The organism is Allobosea sp. CRIB-10 (assembly GCF_900112185.1).
In the GTDB taxonomy this organism is placed as follows: domain Bacteria; phylum Pseudomonadota; class Alphaproteobacteria; order Rhizobiales; family Beijerinckiaceae; genus Allobosea.
Genome location: NZ_FOKP01000002.1, coordinates 153006 through 173016, shown reverse-complemented (window position 1 = coordinate 173016; position 20011 = coordinate 153006). Strand labels below are relative to the sequence as shown.

The window sequence follows — 20011 nt, the reverse complement described above, 5'->3', positions numbered from 1 at the left end:
CGACAGCCAGTCTATCCGAAACGGCGCAGGAAGCCGATGAGGCGGCGAATGCCGGGCTTGGCCGCGAGCGGCGCCTGGAACGAGAGCGCCGCTTTCTGCGACAGCTCCGACAGGCTCTGGAATGGCGCGATCAGCCCGGCCATCTCCCTGACATTCATCCGCTTCTGCACGGAAAGACCCCAGGGCACGATCAGTTCGGCCGCCTGAGCCCCGGCGATGACGACGCCGAGGATGCCGCCCTTGCGGTCAGTCATCAGCTTGATCAGCCCTTCGCTCTGCCGCTCGGCCTGGGCACGTGCGCTCTCGGCATAGGGAAAGCGCAGCACCCGGATCTCGCTTTGCGCGCGCGCCTGCGCCTCGTTCAGGCCGACGCATGCCAGTTCTGGACTGGCATGGACGGTGCGCGGCACCAGCTCGCGCCTGAAGCGGACCGGCTGGCGGAACAGGGCGTTGCGCAGCACCAGCCCGGCCTGATGCTGAGCGGCATGGCTCGATGCCGGTCCGGCGGCCGCGCCGCCGGCGCATGCGCCGATGGCGTAGATGCTGCGATTGGCGCTGCGCAGCGAGGCGTCGACGATGATGCCGGCCTCGTCGCTGCGGACCCCGGCGAGATCGAGCTCGAGGCCTGAAACATTCGGCCGGCGCCCATTCGCGACCAGGAGATGCGTGCCGTCGATCCTGATCTCGCCGTCGAGCACGAGGCGAGGCCGCTGCCGATGGCTCTCGGCGCGCAGGATCGGCCGGCCTTCATGCAAGGTCACGCCTTCGCCGAGCAGGCTGCGCCGGAGCACCCCGACCGCTTCCGGGTCCTCGTCGGGCAAGAGGCCTTCCCGCGCGATCAGTGCGACCTCGCAGCCGAGTGCACGCATCGCCTGCGCCAGTTCGACTGCCGTTGCCGTGCCTCCGAGCACAATCAGTCGCTCCGGCCGTTTCGCCAGCTCGAAGATGCCGTCCTCGGTCAGGCAGGGCAGGTCGGCGAGGCCCGGAATGTCAGGCATCGTCGGCAATGATCCGGTCGCGACGACGAAGCGTCGCGCCTTGATCACCGTCTCGCCGACGACGATCTGATGGCGGTTCTGGAAACGCGCATCGCCCTTGAGCACGAGGACACCCAGGGCCGCCAAGCGCTCATCCGAGTCGTTCACGGCCGAGCGAGCCGCAACCTGGTCGAGATGAGCTCGCACGCGCCCGAAATCGATCTGGCTCGTATCCGGTACGGTGCCGAAGGCCGCGGCGCCGGCGATCAGTCGCGCCTGAGCGGCGACGGCACGCAAGGCCTGGCCGCGCGCGCCTTCATTCAGCGGATAGGCGCCGCCGCCTTGCCTGATCAGCACCGTGCGGACGCCGAACAGCGCGGCGGCGGTCGCGACCGCGAGCCCACCCGGGCCATCGCCGATGACGCAGATATCCGGCGTCAGCGGCTCCTTGCTGGCTGCTGGGCTGGCGGTTTCGCTCACGCCGCATCTCCGTGGCTGTCTCGCTCGTGCAGATGCGTTGCCGTTGCGGCGGAATCAAGTTCGCTGAGACGATAGTAGGCTGGAAGGAGCCGAGGCCGACAAGAGGGAGTTCGCCCTCAGGCGATCTTGCGCGGCTCGTCGCCCTTGCTGAACTCCGACACAGGTTGCGGCCGGCCGAACAGATAGCCCTGGGCCCGCTGTGCGCCGAGGAGTTGCACCGCCATGCGCTGCGCCTCGGTCTCGATTCCCTCGACGACGACGTTCATCGACAGCCTCCGGGCGAGCTGGCAGACCGCCTCGATCACCGCTTTGGAGGCCTCGTCGCTGTTGACGTCGCGGCTGAAGCTCTGGTCGATCTTCACCTGCGAGAACGGGTAGGTCGAGAGATAGGCGAGCGAGGAATAGCCCGTCCCGAAATCGTCGAGTGCGAACTTGACGCCGATCGCGCGCAATTCGTTGATCACCTCGAGCGTCGTCTTGTTGTCCTCGATCAGCAGCGATTCCGTCACTTCGAGCGTCAGGCGGCCCGGCGCGAGATGGGCGAGCAGCAGCGCGTTCTTGACGGTCTCGACGATCCGCCCCGGCTCGCGGAACTGCAGCGGCGAGATGTTGACGGAAACGCCGATTCCGCCGGGCCATTTCGCCGCGTCGCGGCAGGCCTGGCGGATGGCCCAGTCGCCCATCCCGGCGATCAGGCCGGATTGCTCGGCGATCGGGATGAAGACGCCGGGCGGCACCATGCCGCGCGTCGGGTGGCGCCAGCGCATCAGCGCCTCGCGCGTCACGATCTCCTGCGTGCGCAGGTCGATGATCGGCTGGTAGTACAGTTCCAGCGCGCCTTCGGTGGTCGCCTGGCGCAGATCGACCTCGATCTCGTGGCGTTCGAGCATCTCCTCGGCCATGGCCGGGTCGAAGAAGGTCGCGGTGTTGCGGCCGGCGCCCTTGGCCTTGTAGAGCGCCGTGTCGGCATGGCGCAGCAGGTCGGCCGGCGTCGCGCCGTCTGTCGGCGCGAGCGCGATGCCGATGCTGGCGGTGACATAGACGGTCTTGGTCTCGAGCTCGAAAGCGCGGTCCATCGCCTCGATCATGCGCTGCGCGATCATCCGGACCGTCGCGACATCGGTCGCCGGCAGGATCAGCACGAATTCGTCGCCGCCGAAGCGCGCCAGCAGGTCGTTGTGGCGGATCGCACTCTTCAGGCGCGCCGCCGTCTGGATCAGCACGCGGTCGCCGATGTCGTGACCGAGATTGTCGTTGACCTGTTTGAAGCCGTCTAGGTCGATATAGAGCAGCGCGAAGGTCTCGCCGGTGCGCTCCTGCCGCCGGAAGGCGTCGGCGAGCTGCGTGTTGAACTCGAAGCGGTTCGCGAGCCCGGTCAGTTCGTCGAAGCGCGCCATCTGCTCGATCCGCGCTTCGGTCGCCTTCCGCTCGGTCGCGTCCTCGGTCAGCATCAGCACGCCGCCTTCGGCCGCGGGCGCGATGGTGACGACGAGCATCCGGCCGTTGCGCGACTGCAATTCGTAGACGGCCGCCTGCTGCGTCGCCTGGACACCATCGAGGGCCGCCTTGATGTCGCGCACCTGCTCGGGGTTCATCACTTGCCGCTCGACCAGGAAACGCGCGATCGCGCTGATCGGCGTGCCGGGCAAAGCAAGCGTCTCCGGAATGCCGTAGAGCGCGGCGTGCGGCGCGTTCGAGACCGCGAGGTCGAGCTTGCGGTCGAACATCGCCAGCCCGTGGATCATCGTGTTGAGCGCGGCGTCGAGCGTCAGGTTCTGCGAGCGCAGCGCCGTCGCCAGCGCCTTGGATTGCTTGGTGGCGTCGCTCAACGCCAGCAGGTTGCGATGCAGCGAGTTGGTGATCGCGATGTTGGCGACGACATAGAGGAAGGCAAAATAGCCGATATACTGGTAATAGGGGTTGTGCGCCTGGATCAGGCCGATCGCCATCGGCACGCAGAAGGTCAGAAGCTGAACGGCGACGAATTTCGGCCGCCCGGCATTGCGCGCGACATAGCCGGAGGCGAGCGCGATCGTCGACGAGACCGAGGTGATGTGGGCGGCGGCATCGTCCGTCCAGGCCAGCGCCGCATAGCAGCTGAAACCGAGCACCGCGCTGAACACGGTGGCGCCGAAGAAATATTCGCGGTCCCAGCGCTCGGTCTGGGCGAGTGTATCCTCGGAATGGTCGAGCCTGCGATACCGGACGACCGTGATGATCCGCATGACGACGACGAGCGCGACGCAGATCGTCAGAACCATGAACAGCTCGGCCCGGGTCGCGACCCAGCACAGGAAAGGCGTCAGGATGCCGGCGATCCCGCCCGGGATGATCGAGCCGGGCGAGGAGAACAGGGAAGAGACGAGCAGGCGATAATCGGCGAGATCAACCGCGCTCCGGCCTTCGTGTCCGGCCGGCTGCTCTGCGATCGCTCTGTCGGCGCTGGCGCTATGCAACCGGTTCGGCACTCCCGCCATCCACTCCTGCCTTTTTGACGGTCTCGGGAGAGGCGGGTGAACGAGCCCATCCTGTGCCGCATCACCTAACGGCTATAAGAGGGAAAGGTAAAAGTTTCATGAGAGTTACACGGCGGAGTCGCACGATCGGCGCGAATGCCGATCGTGCGACTCCATTTGACGGTTCATTCAGGCCGCGCCGGCACTGGCGAAGGCCTCTTCGGGGCTGCGCTGGTACACGCGCGCCAGCATGCGGTCCTGGGTCTGGGCGATGCGCTGCAGCTTCGAGATCGCGCTCGGGTGCAGGCGCAGCATGCAGTCGGTCCAGAGCTGGCCGAGATAGTCGAGCTCCTCGCGCAGATTGCCGGCGCGGCGGTTGAAGGCCGAGAACAGGGCGGTGCGGGCTGCGTGGATCGGCAGCGAGTCGGACGCGTATTTGCGGATCCAGTCCTCGCCGGTGCCGGTCGGAACGACCGCTTCCAGCCCGCCCGCGGCCAGGAACTCGGCGGCGCTCATCTCCTCGCCGGATTGCAGCATGTGCTCGGCGGCGCGCGGACCCATGCGGCGCGACAGCAGCCCGACGGCCGTGATCGGGAAATGGTTGAACTTGATCTCGGGGTAGACGAACGAGGCCTGTTCCTCGGCGATCATGATGTTGCATGAGCGCGGCGCGTCGATGCCGCCGCCGATCGCCTTGGCGTGGATCGTCGACAGGGTGACGGCCATGCCGTTGAGGCCGCTGGCATTGCGCAAGGCGTCCTCGACCGAGAGCCGGGCATACTCAGCCAGGGCCGGACGATCGTTCTTGGCGAGACAATCGAGGTAGAAGTCGAGATCGCCGCCGAGGGTGAAGAACGGCCCCGTGCCGCGGAAGGCGAGGAAGCGCACCGGCGCGCTGTGGTACTGCTCGGGCGCTCCCCAGAGGTCGATGATCGCCTGCTGCACCTTGCCGAGACTCTCGAGCAGCTGCAGCGTGAAGACCGGCTTCAGCTCCGGCTTGATGGTGACCCAGAGCAGACGCAGCTCCTCCTCATAGGCGAGCTGAACCTCCGGCAGGAAGCCGGCGTGATGGCGGATCGCCTCGATCACCTCTCCATCGGCGAGCTCGGCAGCGGTCTGGCCACCCGCCGTCGGTGCATAGCTCTGAAACATCGTCTCGTCTCCGCCTCGTCTCGCACCCCTCGACGCCGCCGAGGGTAGAGAAAGTTAATAATCTGTAAACGCAAACTGCCGGAAATGGTTAATTTCGTTAAACTTTGTCCGTTAATGCCTAAGTCGGCTCATGGTCTGAGAACGCAGCCATCGGTTGTCCTGCTGTCGCCGCTATCGTTGCCGTCTATGCACGCAATGGGCGTGCCAGCATATCACTCGTCGGTCAGGGTTGCCGAGATAATAAAAATTTTACCAATCGCGGCAGAGCCTTGCAGCCCGTCTCGGCCGGAGCGGCGCGATAAGTCGGTCGTGTGGGCTGGCGCGGCTGCTGGCCGCCTTGGGGCAGGGCTGTTCCATCCGGAGACCGGCCGCGCCGCAGTTGTGCCGCAATCGATCGTGCAAGGAATGTCGTGCCGTCGCCCCGGTCTTGTCCGGGCCGGGTTGAGCGGCTAACCATGAACCAACGCCGCCGCCTCAGGGTTGCGGACATTTCGACGAGCTGACGCTTTGAGCCGCCAGACCGAAGCCGAAGATGAGAGAAGGGCGCGCCTCGCCGCCGCCCTCCGCGAAAATCTGAAGCGCCGCAAGGCGCAGGCAAGGGCCAGGCGTGCCTCGGAAACGACGGCCGAGGACACGCTACCGCCCACCCAGGCCGACACTCCCCGGTCCTGATCCCCCCTTTTCCGGCCGGCCTTTCTGCCGGCCGTCCTGCAGGACGAGCCCGATGGACCGTATCCGCATCACCGGCGGCCAGCGCCTCAATGGCGTGATCCCGATCTCAGGCGCGAAGAACGCGGCACTGCCGCTGATGATCGCCAGCCTCCTCACCGACGAGACGCTGACGCTCACCAACGTCCCGCGCCTCTCCGATGTCAGCGCGCTCTCGCGCATCCTCTCCAATCACGGCGTCGACCGCTCGGTCGCCGGCAAGCGCATCGGCCAGAGCGCCGAGACCGGACAGACGGTGGCGCTGACCGCCCGCCAGATCGTCGACACCTGCGCGCCTTACGAGCTGGTCTCGACCATGCGCGCGAGCTTCTGGGTGATCGCGCCGATCCTGGCCCGCATGGGCGAGGCCAAGGTCTCGCTGCCCGGCGGCTGCGCCATCGGCACCCGCCCGGTCGATCTCCTGCTGATGGCGCTGGAGCGCCTCGGCGCCACCATCACCATCGAGGGCGGCTATGCGCTGGCCCGCGCGCCGAAGGGGCTGAAGGGCGCCGAGATCGTCTTCCCGAAGGTCACGGTCGGCGGCACCCATACCGCGCTGATGGCCGCTGTCCTCGCCGACGGCACCACGGTGATCGAGAACGCTGCGCGCGAGCCTGAGGTGGTCGACCTCGCCGCCTGCCTGGAGAAGATGGGCGCCAAGATCGAAGGCGCCGGCACCTCCACCATCACCATCCGCGGCGTCTCGCGCCTCGGCGGGGCGCACCATGCCGTCCTGCCGGACCGGATCGAGACCGGCACCTATGCCATGGCGGTGGCGATGACCGGCGGCGACGTGCTGCTCGAAGGCGCCCGCGCCGACCTGCTGCAGGCGGCGCTGGACGTGATCAGCCAGGCCGGGGTCGAGGTCACCGAGACCAATGAGGGCGTCCGCGTCCGCCGCAACGGCGCGGCGCTGGAGCCGGTCGACGTCACCACCGATCCGTTCCCGGGCTTTCCGACCGATCTCCAGGCCCAGTTGATGGCGCTGATGACCAGGGCCAAGGGCACCTCGCGCATCCGCGAGACCATTTTCGAGAACCGCTTCATGCATGTGCAGGAGCTCGCCCGGCTCGGCGCCAAGATCCGGCTCGACGGCGATGCCGCCTATGTCGACGGCGTCGAGAAGCTCACCGGCGCGCCGGTGATGGCGACCGATCTGCGCGCCTCGGTCTCGCTGGTCATCGGCGGCCTCGTCGCCGAGGGCGAGACGATGATCAACCGCGTCTACCATCTCGACCGCGGTTTCGAGGCGCTGGAGGCCAAGCTCGGCCGTTGCGGCGCGCAGGTCGAGCGCATCAGCGGTTGACGCAAGGCACTGCCCCCGCCAGATAAGGCGCATGTCCGATCCCGCCGCCGACCCGCTGAAGCTGATCGCCCTGGACGCCGACGATCTGTCGGTGATCTCGGCGCATCTGCAGGACGCCGTCCTGAAGCGCGGCGACATCGCCTATCTGCCCTCCGAGAAGCGCTTCGCTCTGGCACTGCGCCGCTTCGACTGGGAAGGCGCGGCGCAAGGCCAGAAGCGCCGCCGGCTCTCTGCCCTGCATTTCGAGCGCGTCACGGCGGCGCGCAGCACCAAGGTCGCGGCGGGCGACGCCGTGCTCAGCCTGCTCGCCGTCACCTTCTCCGGGCAAAGCGACGATCCGGCGGGGCAAGTGACCCTGCATTTCTCGGATGGCGCCGCCATCCGCCTCGATGTCGAATGCATCGAGGCGCAGATGAAGGATCTCGGTCCGATCTGGGAGGCCGTGGCGACGCCCGCTCACCCGGACGCCGGCTGAACCCTCTTCCGGTCAGGATATTTGCCATGCCGATCAGGCTTGACGCACGCGACGCCGGTTTCGAGCGGAAGTTTTCCGCTCTGCTCGCGATGAAGCGCGAGGTCTCCGAGGACGTCGACCAGGTTGCCGCCGCGATCATCGCCGATGTCCGCGCCCGCGGCGATGCCGCGCTGATCGATTACACGGAGCGCTTCGACAAGCTCGCACTGACACCGCAGACGCTTCGTGTCACCGACCGCGAGATAGAGGCGGCGGTAGCCGCCTGCACGCGCGAGCAGCTCGCCGCGCTCGAGACGGCGCGCGCGCGGATCGAGGCTTATCACCTGCGCCAGAAGCCGGCCGATTCCTGGTCGCGCGATGCGCTGGGTGTCGAGAGCGGCTGGCGCTGGAGCGCGGTCGAGGCGGTCGGGCTCTATGTGCCCGGCGGCACGGCGAGTTATCCCTCTTCGGTGCTGATGAATGCGGTGCCGGCCAAGGTCGCCGGCGTGGATCGCCTCGTCATGGTCGCGCCGACGCCGCGTGGCGAGGGCAATCCGCTGGTGCTCGCCGCGGCGAAGCTCGCCGGCATCGACGAGATCTACAAGGTCGGCGGGGCGCAGGCCGTCGCCGCGCTGGCCCATGGCACGCAGACGATCGCGCCGGTCGCCAAGATCGTCGGCCCCGGCAACGCCTATGTCGCCGCCGCCAAGCGCCGTGTCTTCGGCACGGTCGGCATCGACATGATCGCCGGCCCCTCCGAGGTGCTGGTCCTGGCCGATGCGGGCGCCAATCCCGACTGGATCGCCGCCGACCTGCTCGCCCAGGCCGAGCATGACACCGCCGCCCAGTCGATCCTGATCACCGACGACGCCGCGCTCGCCGATGCGGTCGAGCGCGCGGTCGAAGGCCAGCTCAAGACCTTGCCGCGCGCCGAGATCGCCGGGGCAAGCTGGCGCGAGTTCGGCGCGGTCATCCTCGTCGAGGCGCTCGATCAGGCGATCCCGCTGGTCGATCGGCTGGCGCCGGAGCATCTCGAGATCATCGCGGCCGATGCCGAGGGGCTGGCGGCGCGCATCCGCAATGCCGGCGCGATCTTCCTCGGCGGGCACACGCCCGAGGCGATCGGCGACTATGTCGGCGGCTCGAACCACGTCCTGCCGACTGCCCGCTCGGCCCGTTTCTCCTCCGGGCTCGGCGTCCCCGATTTCATGAAGCGCACCTCGCTGCTGAAATGCGATTCCGAGTCGTTGCGGGCGCTTGCCGGCGCCGCGACGGAGCTCGCTGAAGCCGAGGGCTTGCAGGCGCATGCGCGTTCCGTGACGATCCGACTCAACGGCTGACGTCGAGGCGGCGATTCTGCGCCGACATCTGCTGGCGCGCTTTCCGATTGACCGGTATCGGTCAATCGAAAAGAATTCGCGCAAAATCAAAAAGTTGAGCATGTTCCGATCGCAAAAGTGGTGCCCACTTTTTGCGGAACATGCTCTGGCGGAGGGCACATGTCGGAACGCAACCATCTGGTCGCCGTCACGCTCGACGAGGCCTCGCTCGGGCGCGGCAGCGCCGACCAGGAGCATGAGCGCGCCGTCGCGATCTACGACCTGATCGAGCGCAACCACTTCGCCCTGCCGGATTTTGACGGCGGACCCTATGCCGTCCATCTTGCTTTGGTCGAGCGGCGGCTCGCCTTCGAGGTGAAGAGTGCCGACGGTGCCCCCATCGTCACGCACCATCTCTCGCTGACGCCCCTCAAGCGCATCATCAAGGACTATGAGCTGGTCTGCGACAGCTACTACGCCGCCATCCGCACCGCCACGCCGGCGCAGATCGAGGCGATCGACATGGGCCGCCGCGGCCTGCACGACGAGGCCGCAGTTCTCCTGGTCGAGCGGCTGGCGAACAAGGTCGAGATCGACAACGAGACCGCCCGCCGCCTCTTCACCTTGATCTACGCGCTGCACTGGAAGGGCTGAGCGCTTGGAGTCGCCCGTATCGCGCAAGCTCCAGAGCGTGCTGTTCATGTGCGCCTACAATGCGGTGCGTTCGCCCATGGCCGAGGCGCTGGCCAAGCACTTCTTCGGCAAGTCGATCTATGTCCAGTCCGCCGCCGGCAAGCGCAAGGGCGAGCTCGATCCCTTCGCGCTGTCGGTCCTCGACGAGATCGGCATCGACGCGCACAAGCACAAGCCGAAGACGGTCGAGGAGCTGGAGGAGTGGGAAGGGCTCAACTTCGACCTGATCGTCTCGCTTTCGCCGGAGGCACACCACAAGGCGCTCGAACTCACCCGCACCGTCGCCGCCGAGGTCGAGTATTGGCCGACACCGGACCCGACCATCATCCAGGGCTCGCGCGAGCAGGTGCTCGATGCCTATCGCGCCGTCCGCGACGGCCTGATGCAGCGGATCAAGACACGGCTGAGGTCCTGACCCCTACTGGATCAGCACGGCCCCGCCGCAGCGTACGCCGCTGACCCAGCTGTCGGCCTGCCCCAGCCCGACCCCGAGGGTGTTGAGCAGGCTCGTCAGCACCTGGTCGAGCGGTGCCGCGGCGCCGGCGATGACGCCGGAGACGGCGCCGTCCAGGCCGGGTATGGGAAGGCCCAGCCCAAGCAGTTCGACGCGCAGGTCGAGATCCCCCACCAGTCGCGACAACAGGCTCGCGACGAAGTTCTGCGTCGAGGTCGTCTTCTTGTCGGCCCGCTGGATCTCCGCATAGCTGAAGCTGACCGGGGTCTCGCTGGTGTTGCTGATCGTGACATGCGCCCGGGCCGTCACCTTGGCGAGGCCGAGCAGGTCGAGCACGGTTGCAGGCGGCGGATTCGGCCGCGTGCTGAAATTGTTGAACTCGGCATTGGAGACCTGCCCGATCCAGGCATCCACGACGGCCGGGGTCACGCCGAGCGTCACTCGGGAGCTGGTGATGTCGCCGGCCCCGCAGGAGACCGAGGTCAGACGGGCAGTCGCGGAGGCGAGCTCCAGATAGAGCGGCAGCTTGACTAGCGAGGCCTGGCCGCTGCCGACTAGGGTCAACGTCAGCAGCAGGCGCGTCTGGGCGGTGTGGACGCTTGCTCCGGCGCGGTCGACGCGGACGAGGCTGGTGCCGACCGGCCGCTCGCCGATGCCCAGCTTGAGCGACACTGAAGCGAGGCCGGGCACATTGACGGCGAGGCTGAGATCGAGCTGACGCGAGCCATTGGCGATCTGGGCAGCGGCCGAGACGAGATCGAGCGCCGACAGCGATGCCTTGAGCGGCACCTCTTCGTTCAGCCGACGGCCGCCATGGCTGCCGAACGAGACGAGACTTTGCAGGTTGATGCGCTGCGCCGAGCCGGCGACGGCTCCAGCCAGGCGTCCCAGTGCCGCGATCGCGTCGCTGCCGGCGCCTTGGTCGCGTGCGGCGTCCTGGGCCGCCAGGATCACGTCCCCGATGCGGATGCTGGCGCGGATGACGTCATCGAAGGTCAGTGCCGAGATCGCCGCGCGCGTTGCGAGCTGTCGCGCGAAGCCGAACAGGTCGATCCGCGCGCGCGCCAACCCTTCGTAATCCATCACCGAGAGCGACAGGCTCGTGCCGAGCAGGCCGCCGAGCAGACCGTTGAGGGCGCCGCCCTCGACGCGGGCCAGCCGTGAGCCGATGGCGAAGGCAGCCTGCGCGTCCTGCGCGGCGGTGGCTCGGGTCACGATGGCGACCTCGCCGCCCAGGCTGGGAGCCAGGACACGGCCGAGGATCATCGGCGTGGTCGCCCGCATCTCGACCCGGGCGGCGTTGGCCGACGATCCCGAACCCTGCCGGAAGCGCGCATCGGGTGCCAGGCGCGCATCGGGCGTATAGGTGCCGGTCTGCACCGTCTCGATGGTGTTGGTCGAAAAGCCGTTGCGGCCGGCGCTCGACCGGGCTGCATTCGTCGCGCGCTCAAGGTCGGCCGCGGCGGCGAGTGCCGCAAGATCGGTCGCGGTCTGCTGCCGGCGCTTCTGGTAGAAGAAGCTCCCGACATCGATCGCCATGGTGCCGAAGCCGAAGAGGACCAGGGACGAGCCTGCAAAGACGATGGTCGAGATGCCGCGACGGTCGGCGAGGAATCTCCGGAACGAACGGATCATGAGGGCCCCCTTGTCGGCCGATATCGGATCGGGTCAGTAGCCGCCGCGCTGGACGACGGCGCGGCGCTCGACGACCGGGAGCGGCAGCGCAATGATCGAGGCCAGCCGGTTGAAGGCGCTGTCCGAATAGTCGTAGGTGATCGCGACCTCGAAGCTCGGCGACGGCGCGCCCAGGGACGTCGTGCGAACGGTCAGCTTGTCCGGTTGGAGAAAAGCGTAGGAACCGATGCTGCGCGTGACGAAAGCGCGTGCGAGCCGCTCGCGTTCGGCGTCATCGAGCCCGGCTACGGAGGCGCGGGCCGCTTCAGCAGCCAGTTGCTGCACGCCGTGATACACGCCGAAAGCGTGCCCGTATCCGATGATGCCGAACAGAAGCAGCAACAGGATCGGCGCGACGAAGGCGAACTCGACCGCCGTGCTGGCCGACTGATCGCGTCTAAAACCAGGAACGAGCAACCGCATGGCGCATCCCTCCTCTTGGATACAACCAATAGGCGTAAAGCTGCTCGGTTTAATATTCGTAAAAGTTGTATTTTTTCATGTACGCACGTTTACGGAATGAATCCGCGATTAAGAGAAATTTAATACCCGCAGCTCAGGAACATCGTTGAAGGCAACGTTACGTTAGCCATGCTGAGAGCCGGGCCGAAGATGAGTTACGCCGCGATACCGGCTGTTCCCCGTTCTCGACGACTTCAGCAGTGGCGCGATATCGGCATGATCACGGGTCTGGCGCTTTGCTCCGGCCTCTTGGCCTTAGCCAGTCTTCCCGGGCCCGTCACCAGCTCTTCAGTGCCATTGGCTGCCATCTTCCCGCCCTGGGTCTCCGGGGATGAGGCGGTGGCACGCAGCCTGGCGACCGGCGCCAGGATTCTGCGGCAAGGCGCGGTTCCTTTTATCGTCGTGCTTGCGCCGGAGACATCAGCGAGACCGGTCGGCGCGCTGCTGATGCTGCGCCTCGACGGACTCGCCGGTTGCGTCATCTCATCAGAGGCCGAAACGAGCAGCCTATGACTCTGACTTTGCCCGGCCTTCGCGACCTGGTCGCTCGCTGCCTGATCGGTCTAGCCTTTCTCCACATCCCGCTGCTCGCGCTGGCATCGCTGGCTCAGGCCGGCGACGGACTGGTGCCAGGGCTCGGCGCGTTGATGCTCGCGCTCGTGGCGCTGATCGCCTATCGCAGCACGGGCGCGACCCTGACGGCGCAGTGCGCAATAGCGGTCGCGCTGATCGGCCAGGTCTCGATCCTGGTCGCGGTCTTCTCCGGGCATCCCTGGCAGCCCGACATGCATATGTATTATTTCGCCGTGTTGGCGCTGCTCGCCGGCTTCTGCGACTGGAGGCCGATCATCCTGGGCGCCGCCCTCACGGCGGCGCACCATCTGGTGCTGCAGTTCGTCCTGCCCGCCGCCGTGTTCTATCAGGGCGGCAACCTGCTGCGGGTCCTGCTGCACGCCGTCATCGTCGTGGTCGAGACGGCCTTCCTTGCGGTGATCGCGGTGATGACCGCCCGTATCTTCGCGCAGACCGAGGCCAATCTGCGTCGCGCCGAAGAGGTCGCCGAGCGTGAGCGGCTGACGGGCGAACGCGAGCGGGCGCTCGCTGACGATGCCGAGGCACGCGCCCAGCGCCTGCGCGCCATGGTCGAGCATTTCCGCGACGAGATGGACGGCGCCATGGCGGTGCTCGACAAGGCTTCTGAAGCGATGCAGGTCGATGCCCGTGGCTTGACCGGCGCTTCCGACCGTGCCCGACAGCAGATGACGCTCATCTCGCGCAGCTCGACCGAGATGACGACCAGCATCGAGCAGACCGCAGCGGCCAGTCAGGAGCTGGCCTCCTCGATCGCCGAGATCGGTCGCAACGTCACGCAATCGGCCGGCAGCTCGCAATCGGCTGCGAGGCTTGCCCGTGCCGCCAGCACCGAGATCGAAGCTCTGGCGCACACCGGCGAAAGCGTGGGGGCTGTGGTCGAGATCATCCGCGGGATCGCTGCACAGACCAGCATGCTGGCACTCAATGCGACGATCGAGGCGGCGCGCGCCGGTGCCATGGGCAAGGGCTTCGCCGTCGTCGCCAGCGAGGTGAAGACGCTCTCGGCGCAGACGGCTACTGCGACCGCGGAAGTCGCGCGCTCGATCGAAGCGATCCAGACCGCCTCGCAGCGCTCGCTCAAATCGATCCGCGAGATCGTCGACGCGATCGGGGAGGTCGAGACCGTCTCGGTCGCGATCGCCTATGCCGTCGGCGAGCAGGATCGCGCTACGGCCGAGATCGCCAGAGAGGTCCAGATCTCCTCCGATGGCGCCAGTCGCAGTGCCCAGACCCTGCAGAGCTTCGAAGCGGTGACGGAGCGCACATACGCCGCCGCCGGCAGTCTGCAGAGCTCGTCCAACGATCTGGCGACGCAGGCCCAGCGCATCCGCCGCGAGGTCGCCGAGTTCTGCGAACGGGTCGCCGCAGCTTGAAGCATTGTCGAGCGAAGTGGGTACCGGTTCGCACGAAAAAAATGCGATGAAACGAAAGCCCTGATTACCAGGCGCGTCCGGGACCGATCGCGCCAATCTTCAGCCACTCGCCAAGCGTCGCCGCGATGTCGGCGAAGCTTTCGCGGCGCCCGATCGCTCCGGCCGCCACACTTGGCCCGAAGGCCAGGATCGGCACATGCTCGCGCGTATGGTCGGAGCCGGGCCAGCTCGGGTCGTTGCCGTGGTCGGCGGTGATGACGGCGAGGTCCCCGGGCTTCAGCAGGGCTTCCAGCTTCGGCAAGTCGCGATCAAAGGCTTCCAGCGCTGCCGCATAGCCCGGAATATCGCGGCGATGGCCGTATTCGGTGTCGAAATCGACGAGGTTGACGAAGCAGAAGCCACCGTCGGGGAGTCGTTCGAACGCTTCCAGTGCGGCCGCGAACATGGCGGCGTTGCCGAAGGGCTTGATCTCCTCGCCGGTGTTGCGGTGGGCGAAGATGTCGCCGATCTTGCCGACGGTGATGACGGGCCTCGCCTGCGCCGTGAGCCGGTCGAGAATCGTCTCGTCCGGCGGCGGGATGGCGAAATCCTTGCGGTTGCCGGTGCGGGTGCAGCCGGTCTCTTTGGTGCCGACGAAGGGCCGGGCGATGACGCGGCCGATCCTGAGTGGATCGACCAGGACACGGGCCTTCCTGCAGAGGCTGTAAAGCCGCTCCAGGCCGAAATGCTCCTCATGCGCCGCGATCTGCAGCACAGAGTCGACCGAGGTGTAGCAGATCGGCTTGCCGGTCCTGATGTGCTCTTCGGCGAGTTCGTCGATGATTGCCGTGCCCGAGGCGTGCTTGTTGCCGAGGATGCCGGGCAGGGCGCCCTCGCGGATGATCGCTTCGACGAGGTCCGGCGGGAACGTGTTCTCCAGCGCGGTGAAATAGCCCCATTTGAACGGCACCGGGCAGCCGGCGATCTCCCAATGGCCGGATGGGGTGTCCTTGCCCTGGCTGATCTCGACGCCGTAGCCGTAACGACCCTGCGGAGCCTCTGGCCGCGGCATGCCGGCGAGAGGCCTGCCGGTCGAAGCCTCGCAGGCATGGCTGAGTCCGAGCCGTGCGAGGTTGGGAATATGGAGAGCCCCGCTGCGCAGGCCATCGCGGTCGCCGCGCCCCTCGGCGCAGGCCAGCGCGATATGGCCGAGCGTATCGGCGCCCTCGTCGCCATAGGCGGCCGCATCCTCGGCGCCGCCGCAGCCGACGGAATCGAGCACGATCAGGATGGCGCGCGCCATCAGTCGCGCACCGCGGCGCTGTTCGCCGGCTCGAGGTTGAGGGCGGCGGCGAGCAGCGCCTGCGTATAGGCCTCGCGCGGGCGCTGGAAGATCTCTTCCGCCGGCCCTTCCTCGACCACCTTGCCGTTCTGCATCACCACCACCCGGTGCGACAGCGCCCTGACCACCTTGAGGTCGTGGCTGATGAAGAGATAGCCGAGCTTGCGCCTGGCCTGCAGCCCGCGCAGCAGCTCGACGATCTGCGCCTGGACGGACATGTCGAGCGCCGAGGTCGGCTCGTCGAGTACAACGAATTTCGGATCGAGCGCCATGGCGCGGGCGATCGCGATGCGCTGGCGCTGGCCGCCGGAGAATTCGTGCGGATAGCGGTCCATCGTCGCAGGATCCAAGCCCACATCGGCGAGCGCCTGCGCCACGATCTCGCGCTGGCGCTGATAGCTCAGCCCCTTCTGCTGGACGCTCAAGCCTTCGGCGACGATGTCGGCGACCGACATGCGCGGCGAGAGCGAGCCATAGGGGTCCTGGAAGACGACCTGCAGGTCCTTGCGCTTGGGCCTGACGGCCTTGCTCTTCAGCCCGTCGATGCGGTCGCCGAGGAAGACGATCGGCCCCTCCGAGGCGATCAGCCGGAGGATGGCGAGGCCGAGCGTGGTTTTCCCCGAGCCGGATTCGCCGACGATGCCGAGGGTCTCGCCCTCGCGGACCTTCACGGAGATGCCGTCGACGGCCTTCACATGGCTGGTGGTGCGGCGCAGCAGCCCGGTCTTGATCGGGAACCAGACCTTGACCGGTCCGGCCTCCAGCAGGATCGGCGCGCCCTCCGGCACCGGCTCCGGCCGGCCCTTCGGTTCGGCCGCGAGCAGGCGCTGGGTATAGGCGTGCTGGGGATTGCCGAAGATTTCGGCGACGGGGCCCTGCTCGACGATCTTGCCCTTCAGCATCACGCAGACACGGTCGGCGATGCGCCGGACGATGCCGAGGTCGTGGGTGATGAAGAGGATCGCCATGCCGAGTCGCGCCTGCAGCTCCTTCAGCAGCGTCAGGATCTGCGCCTGCACGGTGACGTCGAGCGCGGTGGTCGGCTCGTCGGCGATCAGGAGGTCGGGCTCGTTGGCGAGCGCCATCGCGATCATCACACGCTGGCGTTGACCGCCGGAGAGCTGGTGCGGATAGGCGTCGAGCCGGCTTGCCGCATCCCGGATGCCGACCAGCGTGAGCAGCTCGAGCGTGCGGGCGCGGGCCTTCTCGCCGCGCAGGCCCTTGTGCAGTTCGAGGATCTCGCCGATCTGCCGCGCGATGGTGTGCAGCGGGTTGAGCGAGGTCATCGGCTCCTGGAACACCATGGTGATGTCGTTGCCGCGGACCTTGCGCATCGCGTCCTCGTCGGCGCCGATCAGGTCCTGCCCGTTGAACAGCACTTTGCCTGAGGGGTGATGCGCCGCCGGGTAGTTCAGCAGCTTCAGGATCGACAGCGCCGAGACCGATTTGCCTGAGCCGGATTCGCCGACCAGCGCCAGCGTCTCGCCCTTGGCGATCTCGAACGAGACCTTGTCGACCGCGAGCGTCTCCTGCCCGCCCTGGCGGAAGGCGACGGAGAGGTCTTGGACGGAGAGGAGGGGGGCGCTCACGCGAAGGTCTTCCGTGGGTCGAAGGCGTCGCGCACGGCTTCGCCGATGAAGATCAGCAACGACAGCATCAGTGCGATCACGGCGAAGCCGGAGAGGCCGAGCCAGGGCGCCTGCAGGTTCGCCTTGCCCTGCGCCAGCAATTCGCCGAGCGAGGGCGAGCCGGGCGGCAGGCCGAAGCCGAGGAAGTCGAGCGAGGTCAGCGTCGTGATCGAGCCGTTGAGGATGAAGGGCAGGAAGGTCAGCGTCGCCACCATGGCGTTGGGGAGCAGGTGCTTGACCATGATCGCCCGGTTGGAGAGGCCGAGCGCGCGGGCTGCTCTCACGTATTCGAAATTGCGTGCCCGCAGGAACTCGGCGCGGACGACGCCGACCAGCGCCACCCATGAGAACAGCAGGAGGATGCCGAGCAGCACGAAGAAGCCGGGCGTGATGATCGCCGCGACGATGATCAGCAAATAGAGCGCGGGAATCGAGGTCCAGATCTCGATGACACGCTGGAAGATCAGGTCGGTCCAGCCGCCGAAATAGCCTTGGATGGCGCCGGCTGCGATGCCGATCACCGAGGAGATCGAGGCGAGGATCAGCCCGAACAGCACGGAGATGCGGAAGCCGTAGATCAGGCGCGCGACGACGTCGCGGCCCTGGTCGTCGGTGCCGAGCCAGTTCCATTCCAGTTCGCGGCAGGTCATCCCGCCGGTCCGCTCGGCGATGGGCCGGCACTGCTCGTCCTTGAGCATCCAGGTCGGCGGGGCGGGGGCGGGCACCGGCAGGTCGAGATTGTGCGTGCGGTAGGAATAGCGGATCGGCGGCCAGATCGCCCAGCCATTCGCCGCGATCTCCTTGGCGATGGTCGGGTCGCGATAGTCGGTCGTGGCGAGGAAGCCGCCGAACTTCTCCTCGGGATAGTTGACCGCGACCGGGAACAGAGTCTCGCCCTTGTATCGGACGATCAGCGGCCGGTCGTTGGCGATGAACTCGGCGAAGAGCGAGAGCACGAAAAGCGTCAGGAAGATCCAGAACGACCACCAGCCGCGCTTGTTGGCCTTGAAGCTGTCGAGGCGGCGCCGGTTGATCGGCGAGAGCTTGAGCCAGCCCTGTTTCATCTGCGGCGGCGCAGCGGCGGGCGCAGTCGTGCGCAGGACTGGCGGAGGGGCGTCGAGAAGCGTGTCGCTCACCTCAGGCCTCCCGCGATTCGAAGTCGATGCGCGGGTCAACCCAGGCATAGGTCAAATCGGTGATCAGGTGCACGAGGAGGCCGATCAGCGAGAAGATGTAGAGGTTGGCGAAGACGACGGGATAGTCGCGATTGACGATCGCCTCGAAGGAGAGGAGCCCGAGCCCGTCGAGGGAGAAGATCGTCTCGATCAAGAGCGACCCCGCGAAGAGCGCATGCACGAAGGCGCCGGGAAAGCCGGCGATCACGATCAGCATGGCGTTCCGGAAGACATGGCCGTAGAGCACGCCGCGCTCCGACAGGCCTTTCATCCGCGCCGTCAGCACATATTGCTTCCGGATCTCGTCGAGGAAGGAGTTCTTGGTCAAAAGCGTCGAGGTCGCGAAGGCGCCGAGCGCCATTGCCAGCACCGGCAGGGCGATGTGCCAGAGATAGTCGCCGATCTTCCCCACTAAGCTGAGTTGCGCCCAGTTCTCCGAGGTCAGGCCGCGCAGGGGGAAGATCTGCCAGAATGAGCCGCCGGCGAAGAGCACGATCAAGAGGATCGCGAACAGGAAGCTCGGAATGGCGTAGCCGATGATCACGACCGCGCTGGTCCAGGTATCGAAGCGCGAGCCGTCCTTGACCGCCTTGCGGATGCCGAGCGGGATCGAGATCGCATAGGAGAGCAGAGTCATCCACAGGCCGAGCGTGATCGAGACCGGCAGCTTCTCCTTGATCAGCTGCAGCACCGGCGCATCGCGAAAATAGCTCCGGCCGAAATCGAAGCTGGCATAGTCCTTCAGCATCTTGAGGAAGCGCTCATGCGCCGGCTTGTCGAAGCCGAACTGCTTCTCCAGCTCCTTGATGAAGGCGGGATCCAGCCCCTGCGCACCGCGATAGGCCGAGCCTGAATCCATCGCCTGTGCCCCTGCATCGCCGCCGGAGCCGCCGCCGACGCGCTCGGCCGCGCCGCTATTGGGATTGTTGAGCTGCGAGATGATCCGCTCGACCGGCCCGCCCGGCGCGAACTGCACGATGACGAAGGAAATCAGCAGGATGCCGAACAGGGTTGGCACCATCAGCGCCAGACGCCGGGCGATGTAGTTCAGCATGAGCGGCGAAGCTCGAGTCGGGAGAGAAAAATGCGCGGCACAGACGAGGCAGCGCGCAGCTTGTCGCGAGTGATTGTCATGACTCCGCCTCCGCTGCCAGAATGACCGCTGGCAGACGAGCGAGCAATTCGGGAAGGGCTGTTCGTGCAGTCTCCCAGACAATGCCAAGATTGATATCGAAATAGCCGTGCGCGATACGATTGCGCATCCCTTTCATGCTCTTCCAGGGCACATCGGGGTAGCGGCCGAGGAAGTCGGCATGGCTTTGCAACAGCCTAGTTGCTGCCTCGCCAATGATCACAAGATTGAGGATGACGGCTTGCTGCGTGCGCTCGTCGGCCAGGAAATCAGCTTTCTCCATGCCTTCGATATAGCTTTCCGTCTTACGTGCTGCGTCGGCCATGTGTCGCAGATAATCGGTCAGTCTCTGGCGGTCGTTCATACCGGCTGCGCCTCCGCCAGCACATGACTGCGGAAGCTGGGGGGCAGATCTTCGGCGGTCAATATATCGACGCTGACACCGAGCAATTCTTCCAGCGCGACCTGCAGACCGCCGATATCGAACAGGGTTGTTCCAGGCAGAGGGTCGATCAGAATGTCGAGATCGCTGCCTTGTCGATCCGTGCCGTGCAGGACGGAGCCGAAGACGCGCGGATTGCTGGCCCGGAAACGGCCCATCGCCTCACGCACCGCATCGCGGTTCATAGCAAGGGCGGTCGATGGCTTCATGT

At 66.7% G+C, this 20011-nt stretch carries 19 protein-coding genes; 8 read left to right on the top strand and 11 right to left on the bottom strand.

Annotated elements, in window-relative coordinates; all coding sequences use genetic code 11:
* Positions 1-11: 11 nt before the first annotated feature.
* From BMZ69_RS03585 to BMZ69_RS03575, 3 genes are all read right to left on the bottom strand, one after another.
* The gene (locus BMZ69_RS03585) at positions 12-1457 is read right to left on the bottom strand and encodes a dihydrolipoyl dehydrogenase family protein (RefSeq protein WP_092154946.1); all 1446 of its coding nucleotides are present in this window, start codon (positions 1455-1457) and stop codon (positions 12-14) included.
* 116 nt (positions 1458-1573) lie between these two features.
* A complete protein-coding gene (locus BMZ69_RS03580; protein WP_175506653.1) occupies positions 1574-3925 on the bottom strand; it encodes a putative bifunctional diguanylate cyclase/phosphodiesterase in 2352 nt (783 codons plus the stop codon).
* Between the two features lie 177 nt (positions 3926-4102).
* Positions 4103-5065: an enoyl-CoA hydratase-related protein gene (locus BMZ69_RS03575; RefSeq protein ID WP_092154942.1), complete on the bottom strand. Its 963-nt coding sequence runs from the start codon at positions 5063-5065 to the stop codon at positions 4103-4105.
* Between the two features lie 480 nt (positions 5066-5545).
* Between BMZ69_RS03575 and BMZ69_RS32020 the strand changes: the two genes are divergently transcribed.
* The 6 genes from BMZ69_RS32020 to BMZ69_RS03545 all read left to right on the top strand — a co-directional run bounded on the left by BMZ69_RS32020 (position 5546) and on the right by BMZ69_RS03545 (position 9960).
* The gene (locus BMZ69_RS32020) at positions 5546-5737 is read left to right on the top strand and encodes a hypothetical protein (protein ID WP_092154940.1); all 192 of its coding nucleotides are present in this window, start codon (positions 5546-5548) and stop codon (positions 5735-5737) included.
* A gap of 52 nt (positions 5738-5789) precedes the next feature.
* Positions 5790-7079, top strand: coding sequence for a UDP-N-acetylglucosamine 1-carboxyvinyltransferase (gene murA, locus BMZ69_RS03565; RefSeq protein ID WP_092154938.1), 1290 nt, complete (start codon positions 5790-5792; stop codon positions 7077-7079).
* A gap of 31 nt (positions 7080-7110) precedes the next feature.
* Entirely contained in the window at positions 7111-7554 is a 444-nt protein-coding gene (locus tag BMZ69_RS03560; protein WP_092154936.1) for a DUF2948 family protein, read from the top strand.
* 26 nt (positions 7555-7580) lie between these two features.
* A complete protein-coding gene (gene hisD, locus BMZ69_RS03555) occupies positions 7581-8873 on the top strand; it encodes a histidinol dehydrogenase (RefSeq protein WP_092154934.1) in 1293 nt (430 codons plus the stop codon).
* 159 nt (positions 8874-9032) lie between these two features.
* Complete coding sequence (locus BMZ69_RS03550) at positions 9033-9506, top strand: UPF0262 family protein (protein ID WP_092154932.1); 474 nt, start codon at positions 9033-9035, stop codon at positions 9504-9506.
* 46 nt (positions 9507-9552) lie between these two features.
* Entirely contained in the window at positions 9553-9960 is a 408-nt protein-coding gene (locus BMZ69_RS03545) for an arsenate reductase/protein-tyrosine-phosphatase family protein (protein ID WP_092155459.1), read from the top strand.
* A 3-nt stretch (positions 9961-9963) separates the two neighbouring features.
* Here the strand turns inward: BMZ69_RS03545 and BMZ69_RS03540 are convergent, their stop codons facing one another.
* Both BMZ69_RS03540 and BMZ69_RS03535 read right to left on the bottom strand, forming a co-directional pair.
* Complete coding sequence (locus BMZ69_RS03540) at positions 9964-11634, bottom strand: pilus assembly protein TadG-related protein (RefSeq protein ID WP_092154930.1); 1671 nt, start codon at positions 11632-11634, stop codon at positions 9964-9966.
* A 33-nt stretch (positions 11635-11667) separates the two neighbouring features.
* Positions 11668-12096: a TadE/TadG family type IV pilus assembly protein gene (locus BMZ69_RS03535; protein ID WP_092154928.1), complete on the bottom strand. Its 429-nt coding sequence runs from the start codon at positions 12094-12096 to the stop codon at positions 11668-11670.
* Positions 12097-12285: 189 nt separating this feature from the next.
* Between BMZ69_RS03535 and BMZ69_RS03530 the strand changes: the two genes are divergently transcribed.
* Together BMZ69_RS03530 and BMZ69_RS03525 are read left to right on the top strand one after the other, a co-directional pair.
* Positions 12286-12648: a hypothetical protein gene (locus BMZ69_RS03530; RefSeq protein WP_139218966.1), complete on the top strand. Its 363-nt coding sequence runs from the start codon at positions 12286-12288 to the stop codon at positions 12646-12648.
* A complete protein-coding gene (locus BMZ69_RS03525) occupies positions 12645-14102 on the top strand; it encodes a methyl-accepting chemotaxis protein (protein WP_092154923.1) in 1458 nt (485 codons plus the stop codon). The genes BMZ69_RS03530 and BMZ69_RS03525 overlap by 4 nt, the downstream gene beginning before the upstream one ends.
* A 64-nt stretch (positions 14103-14166) precedes the next feature.
* On the opposite strand, the gene BMZ69_RS03520 is transcribed toward BMZ69_RS03525, so the two are convergent.
* The 6 genes from BMZ69_RS03520 to BMZ69_RS03495 form a co-directional block, all read right to left on the bottom strand.
* Positions 14167-15384, bottom strand: coding sequence for a phosphopentomutase (locus BMZ69_RS03520; RefSeq protein WP_092154920.1), 1218 nt, complete (start codon positions 15382-15384; stop codon positions 14167-14169).
* Positions 15384-17012, bottom strand: a complete 1629-nt coding sequence (locus BMZ69_RS03515) for an ABC transporter ATP-binding protein (RefSeq protein ID WP_092154918.1) — start codon at positions 17010-17012, stop codon at positions 15384-15386. The genes BMZ69_RS03520 and BMZ69_RS03515 overlap by 1 nt, the downstream gene beginning before the upstream one ends.
* Positions 17009-18115: an ABC transporter permease gene (locus tag BMZ69_RS03510; protein WP_092155458.1), complete on the bottom strand. Its 1107-nt coding sequence runs from the start codon at positions 18113-18115 to the stop codon at positions 17009-17011. Before BMZ69_RS03510 ends, BMZ69_RS03515 begins: the two co-directional genes overlap by 4 nt.
* Positions 18116-18188: 73 nt before the next feature.
* Positions 18189-19280, bottom strand: a complete 1092-nt coding sequence (locus BMZ69_RS03505) for a microcin C ABC transporter permease YejB (protein ID WP_092154916.1) — start codon at positions 19278-19280, stop codon at positions 18189-18191.
* A gap of 76 nt (positions 19281-19356) precedes the next feature.
* On the bottom strand, positions 19357-19722 hold the full coding sequence (locus BMZ69_RS03500) for a HepT-like ribonuclease domain-containing protein (protein ID WP_092154914.1): 366 nt from the start codon (positions 19720-19722) through the stop codon (positions 19357-19359).
* Positions 19719-20009: a nucleotidyltransferase family protein gene (locus BMZ69_RS03495; RefSeq protein ID WP_092154912.1), complete on the bottom strand. Its 291-nt coding sequence runs from the start codon at positions 20007-20009 to the stop codon at positions 19719-19721. Before BMZ69_RS03495 ends, BMZ69_RS03500 begins: the two co-directional genes overlap by 4 nt.
* Positions 20010-20011 lie beyond the last annotated feature (2 nt).